6 protein-coding genes are annotated in these 3,844 nt (G+C 43.9%); 5 read left to right on the top strand and 1 reads right to left on the bottom strand.

Annotation, left to right across the window (positions count from 1 at the left end):
* Positions 1-417: 417 nt before the first annotated feature.
* From LC574_RS30420 to LC574_RS30410, 3 genes are all read left to right on the top strand, one after another.
* Complete coding sequence (locus tag LC574_RS30420; protein WP_229457326.1) at positions 418-882, top strand: hypothetical protein; 465 nt, start codon at positions 418-420, stop codon at positions 880-882.
* Positions 883-1,123: 241 nt separating this feature from the next.
* Positions 1,124-1,327 (top strand): hypothetical protein, encoded by a 204-nt coding sequence (locus tag LC574_RS30415; protein WP_229457325.1) that lies wholly within the window; start codon positions 1,124-1,126, stop codon positions 1,325-1,327.
* Complete coding sequence (locus LC574_RS30410; RefSeq protein ID WP_229457324.1) at positions 1,308-1,484, top strand: hypothetical protein; 177 nt, start codon at positions 1,308-1,310, stop codon at positions 1,482-1,484. The genes LC574_RS30415 and LC574_RS30410 overlap by 20 nt, the downstream gene beginning before the upstream one ends.
* Before the next feature lie 247 nt (positions 1,485-1,731).
* On the opposite strand, the gene LC574_RS30405 is transcribed toward LC574_RS30410, so the two are convergent.
* Positions 1,732-2,313: a tyrosine-type recombinase/integrase gene (locus LC574_RS30405; RefSeq protein WP_229457323.1), complete on the bottom strand. Its 582-nt coding sequence runs from the start codon at positions 2,311-2,313 to the stop codon at positions 1,732-1,734.
* A gap of 221 nt (positions 2,314-2,534) precedes the next feature.
* On the opposite strand from LC574_RS30405, the gene LC574_RS30400 reads away from it, so the two are divergent.
* Both LC574_RS30400 and LC574_RS30395 read left to right on the top strand, forming a co-directional pair.
* Positions 2,535-2,864: a hypothetical protein gene (locus tag LC574_RS30400; RefSeq protein ID WP_229457322.1), complete on the top strand. Its 330-nt coding sequence runs from the start codon at positions 2,535-2,537 to the stop codon at positions 2,862-2,864.
* Between the two features lie 29 nt (positions 2,865-2,893).
* Positions 2,894-3,727: a hypothetical protein gene (locus LC574_RS30395; protein WP_229457321.1), complete on the top strand. Its 834-nt coding sequence runs from the start codon at positions 2,894-2,896 to the stop codon at positions 3,725-3,727.
* Positions 3,728-3,844: the final 117 nt, after the last annotated feature.

Genomic DNA, 3,844 nt, shown 5'->3' with positions numbered 1-3,844 from the left:
TGCCTTCAATATCTGTTATGGCTACCGTCCCCTCACTAAGAAGGGTTTGGAGTTTTTGGGGCAGTTCTTCAATCGTTGTTATGATTTTCTCCTTTTACTAAGTGTGCAGACATCAAAATATCACCGCACGGCAAACTCGTTACCGCGCTCGGTTTTCTGGTGATTGCAGGGTGTTTCCGCGCTGCATGTGGCGCGGGTGCTTGCTCCATATAGTCTTCACGGGCATGGTGGCAATGTGGAGAGGGAGCGCAATGCATAAGCTTTACAGGCAGTTCTTTCTGTAAGGAGGCTGCCATCTCTCCTTGGTTTGTAAATATCATGCGTATAATTAAGCATAATATCATGTTTTTTGAATTATACGCATAATTAGGCTAGAATCATGCGTAGGATTCAGTGTTAAAATTATGCGTAGGATTTATGAATGCAATAGATGACAAACGAAAGCCCGAAAAAGGAATCCAAGAAGCATGGCTGGTACGAGGAGAGGAAACAGCGTATGAACTTAACGCTAACTCCGACTTCTGCGAATCATCTGGATACGATATCTCAAGCTCAAAACACAAGCAAATCAGAAGTTATCGAAACAATGATCAGAGAAAAAATGCAGCAATCGCTATCTGCGACGGACAAGAAGATTCTGGGAAAATCAGAGAGCGTCTCAAGCTAATAGAGCAGTCGTTTTTGTCATACGTTCGCAGTCATCAGGAACACTTAGAAGCACAGATCGACGAAAGTCGAATGCTAGAACGAAATTTTTTAGACTCCATTAAAGAGCTTGAGCGCGAAATTGATTCTTTAGCTTCTCAATCCGAAGGAAACGAACATCCTGGCTTAGAAGCATCTTCTGGATCACAGATAACACAAACTGAGGAAAACTCTTAAACCGTTCTGCCTGCTTGGTAAGGGCGGTTTTGTTTTGTGCGATCGCACTGCGGTGGGGGGAATTGCTCACGCGCTGCGGGGAGGGCGGCTTTGTTTTGCTCACGCGGTTGTGGGGAGTGGGGGGAGGGGTGCGATCGCAGTTGACCAATGACAAATGACCAATGACAAATGACTAAAAAACCAAAAAGCCACCAAAAGATTTAGCGCTCGTGGTGGCTCCTTGAAACTAACTAATAGTATTATGCCAGAAAATTCATTAAAAAATGCACTTCCTTGGACGGAAGAACACGAAGCATTCTGCTACCAACATCATATTTGCCCCGCAGCTAAATCACTTTGGCAATGGCTAATGAGGCAGGGTGAAATTGCTGAAGAAGTCGAGCCAGATTTATCAGAATTCAAATTGGTATTTCCGGTACTGTTGGATGACTGGCAGGAAGATTAACCGCCTTTACCTGGGTAGCGTGAACAGCATCATCGCCAAGCGTAAAAAGGCAGATGTAGAAATTGCGATCGCGGATGCTAAATTACCATTTGAGATTGAGAAACTAATCCGAGGCTGGAAGAACGAATCGCCCACCATGCCCAATGCTCAATCATGAAAAATGCGATTGCACTTTGGTTGAAAGTGCGATCGCAGTTTGTACTGAAACATAACATCTATTGGCTTCACCACCTTATCCGCCGCGACTGCGGTTTGTCACAACTCTGGGTAAATTCGGTCTACTTCGTCCCATGCATAATTTGCAAGATTCTCAAGTGCCATAGCTAAGTACAAAGGGTGATCGTACTCACCGTGCTGCAAGCGCTCGAAGAAAATTTCGATTTGCAGGAATAGGAGGTTGGGGTTCATAGAGTTGCGATCGCGCTTTTTACGTCGTCGTCAGTTACCTCGATGTACCGGGAAAGCACCTTCAAGTCAGTGTGACCAGTGGCTTTTTTAATCGTTGCTAAACTCACCCCGCGCTTTGCAAGCTTTGTAATAAAACTCCTCCTGGTGGAATGAGTCGATATCCCCTTACCAGAAAGTCCGGCTCTTTCTACAGCTGTGCGTAAAATTTGGTCAGCCCCCCGTAAGCCCATAGGCTTATCTCCCTCCCTGGACGGGAATAACCAAATTGAACCCGAATCTGGTTTATATGCTGCTAGCAACTCATAAAGAGTATCGTGAACCGGCACCTGGCGCGTTTGTCGCTTACCGTTGGGTGTTGCCTTGCGAGTCCTGGCGCGAAAATTGATATACTCGCTGGGTGTACCGTCAAGGTTGTATACATCAAGAAGTTGCAACTTCACCAACGCCCCCCAGCGTTCTCCGGTGTACCAAGCTAGATCCAAAAGTAGTTTATATTTTTGAGAGCGGATCTGCTTACGAATTTTGGAATAATCCGCGTCAGTCAAAACTGCGGCTTGTCCATTTCGATTATTTTTCATTTTATTTACAACTTTTGTCTGTTCCGGTTTAACCACTCCCAATGGTTAAACCGGAATATTCCTAATAATCACTATTAGAAATATTCGGTTCAATCCTATTAGCAGTAAGCATTACACGTCTTCAGTGAATATGCTTGTTTTACATAAAAGAGGAATATTTACAATTTCTTTGCCAAGAAATACAACGGATTTATTCACTTCACTAAAATTCGCTTTGCTTTATGGCAGAACCAACTTTGCAACAAATTTTCGGCGCAAACGCTATTCAAGATGCAACCACAATCACAATTACCAAAGCTGATCTACCACGGCTGACAGCCTCTCCTACTAATACGGCTGAAAGTTTATTGACTGCGATTTTGCTAAAAGCTCAAGACGGCTTACCACAATCCACTTTTGATACGAATTTAGATCAGAGTATCTACATTGCTTTGGGTTTTCCAGGCTTTGCTTTTAGAGGCACTAATAATGATTCATATAGAGTCGATCAGATAACGGTAAATCTAGCAAAACCAGATATATCTGCAACAATTGACCCTGACGATTACTAATATGCAATCCCTTTCCCTTAATCAATTATTTGGCGAGGGAGCGGTTCAAGATACAAATTTACGGTCGTCCTGGGTTAAACGGGCGCAATGGAACCGATGGGCGTAACGGCACTGACGGGCGTACCGGGCTAAAAGGTCGCAATGGAACCGATGGGCGTAACGGCACTGACGGGCGTACCGGGCTAAAAGGTCGCAATGGAACCGATGGGCGTAACGGCACTGACGGGCGTACCGGGCTAAAAGGTCGCAATGGAACCGATGGGCGTAACGGCACTGACGGTCGTCCTGGGTTGAATGGCAGAAACGGTGTTGATGGTAAGCCTGGGTTGAATGGCAGAAACGGTGTTGATGGTAAGCCTGGGTTAAATGGCAGAAACGGTGTTGATGGTAAACCTGGGTTGAATGGCAAAAACGGTGTTGATGGTAAGCCTGGATTGAAGGGTAGAAGCGGTGCTGATGGGCGTAACGGAGTTGATGCAAAAGTGGAATGGATGGAAATAAAAGTACCTGTAGTTATTTGTGAATTACAAGATAACGAATGGAAGCCTAGAACTGAAGAACAAAAAATACAAGTAATTAAAAGTAAAACAGGAAATGAATCAGCAAAAGTTCTTGGAGAATATCAAGAATTAGCCAAAACTAATACAGAGTTATGTTTGCTAAAAAATCAAGAATTTATTATTGGCATCCCAGAAACTTGGGCTATTAAACCAGGAGCAGACCGGGAACAGATTGTAATTAGCTATGGAGAAAAAAGGAACCCAGCAGGTAAACTTACTAACTCTGGATATAGAACAATGACAATTCCTCATCAAAACTTTCGAGCCAAACAACTAAATAATCTTGTTATCAAACCTCAATGAATGCGATCGCTATTCAGGCACAACAACCTTTAGAATTTGCTAACAACGCAGATGTTGTATTGTTCGGTAGTGGTATCCATACGCGGGAGGTTGTTCAAAATGCAGGAATTATTTCCG

Source organism: Nostoc sp. CHAB 5715, from assembly GCF_020829685.1.
Lineage (GTDB): Bacteria > Cyanobacteriota > Cyanobacteriia > Cyanobacteriales > Nostocaceae > Nostoc.
Note: the sequence above shows the minus strand (reverse complement) of the source record. Positions and strands in the feature narration are given on the sequence as shown.

Coding starts and splice junctions, on each gene's coding strand:
- LC574_RS30420 (WP_229457326.1), top strand. CDS start 418: ATGAATGCAATAGATGACAAACGAAAGCCCGAAAAAGGAATCCAAGAA.
- LC574_RS30415 (WP_229457325.1), top strand. CDS start 1,124: ATGCCAGAAAATTCATTAAAAAATGCACTTCCTTGGACGGAAGAACAC.
- LC574_RS30410 (WP_229457324.1), top strand. CDS start 1,308: ATGACTGGCAGGAAGATTAACCGCCTTTACCTGGGTAGCGTGAACAGC.
- LC574_RS30405 (WP_229457323.1), bottom strand. CDS start 2,313: ATGAAAAATAATCGAAATGGACAAGCCGCAGTTTTGACTGACGCGGAT.
- LC574_RS30400 (WP_229457322.1), top strand. CDS start 2,535: ATGGCAGAACCAACTTTGCAACAAATTTTCGGCGCAAACGCTATTCAA.